At 34.5% G+C, this 1357-nt stretch carries 2 protein-coding genes; both read right to left on the reverse strand.

Translation table 11 applies throughout. The annotated features are described in order from the left end of the window. Nucleotides 1-623 precede the first annotated feature (623 nt). Nucleotides 624-1055: a toxin-antitoxin system YwqK family antitoxin gene (locus ACYVGR_RS35250; RefSeq protein ID WP_460965246.1), complete on the reverse strand. Its 432-nt coding sequence runs from the start codon at nucleotides 1053-1055 to the stop codon at nucleotides 624-626. 58 nt (nucleotides 1056-1113) lie between these two features. Continuing rightward, nucleotides 1114-1357, reverse strand: a 244-nt coding sequence (locus ACYVGR_RS35255; RefSeq protein ID WP_460965248.1) for a hypothetical protein, incomplete at its 5' end; no start/stop codon positions are given.

Consider the following 1357-nt stretch of genomic DNA (forward strand, 5'->3'; position numbering starts at 1 on the left):
TCGGCTCACCCAGTTATATGCTTAATTCAAGATGCTCCACAAATTTTGACCTTGATCCATTAAATTCTTCGGCAGATATTTAGCAAGTGACAGAGCAGAACTCATAACCCAAAGGTCGCTGGTTCGAGTCCAGCTCCCGCTACTCTGAAAATCAAGCCGTTACGATTCAAATTCGTAACGGCTTTTTCTTTGGTACAACATAGGTACAACAAATGCCTAGTTATATATCTGCTGATTTTGCGTTTTATAAAATCAAATTAACATTCCCTAGTAAGCCTAAAATCCTATGAACCTTAAGCCCATGAGGGTTCGACTACCGTCAATGCCATTTGATTATCAAGAGATTATATCTGGTGAGGCATGACCTCGCTTTTGTTCAGGACAACAATGGGACAGCATCTCAAGAAATAAAATGATAATTCAGATGTTACAGAAACTCTATCACCATTCCAACATTACCGCAACAAAGGGTTATCAGAATAATTTTATCAATAAAACCGCTGATGACGCTTCAGACGTGGTTTTAATAATGTAAGGTCTGATTTAATAAGATAAATCGGGCTTATAGCCTAATAATAGTTGATCTGGATCTTTTATTCTTCCGCTAGTCCGACCATCCAGATTCATAATATTCTTTTGAAGAAATTTCCTAATTTATATGCACATATTGGTAGTGTACATATTTCTACATCATTTTTGAAAAGTGTTATTTCTTTATAGTCACCATTTGGATGAAATACCTTTTCTAAACCATCTTTTCTGTCATTCTTATAAACTTCTGAACACAAAAGTTTTCCATCTGGATAGTACCTCGATGCCGTACCGTGTTTTGCACCACGTTGAAAGGGTGTTTCAGAAGCTACGCTTCCTGACTCATAGAACATGTATTCAATCCCTTCTTTTCGGCCATTTTGATGTAAGCACTCGTAATGCCTATTCCCATTTGGATAAAAATTTTGCAATAATCCATGTTTATTATTATTAAAATAAGGAGTGATAAAGCGCGCTTTCCCACTCTTATAAAATCCTTTTGCAATCTCTGAACCTTTTGACACATAATCCTCCTTTGTTAAATAGCATTATGGAGAATGTCAAAGCTATGTCAAGTAAAATCTATCCATAATTATGGAAATCATCTTTATGATCAAACTTATCTAAATCACATAGGTAATCTAATCTCTCTAATTTTCCTACATACGAAATTGCCTCTTTATAATTATTATAACTTTTATTGTCTGATGATTCTAGCGACTTTAAAGGAATGTAATACAGATCATGCAATTCAGCTATCTCATATAATACTAAATCAGAATCTTCATGTCGTATATTAGCCAGATGGATTATACGACTAAAATTA

The sequence above is a fragment of the Spirosoma litoris genome, assembly GCF_054776755.1.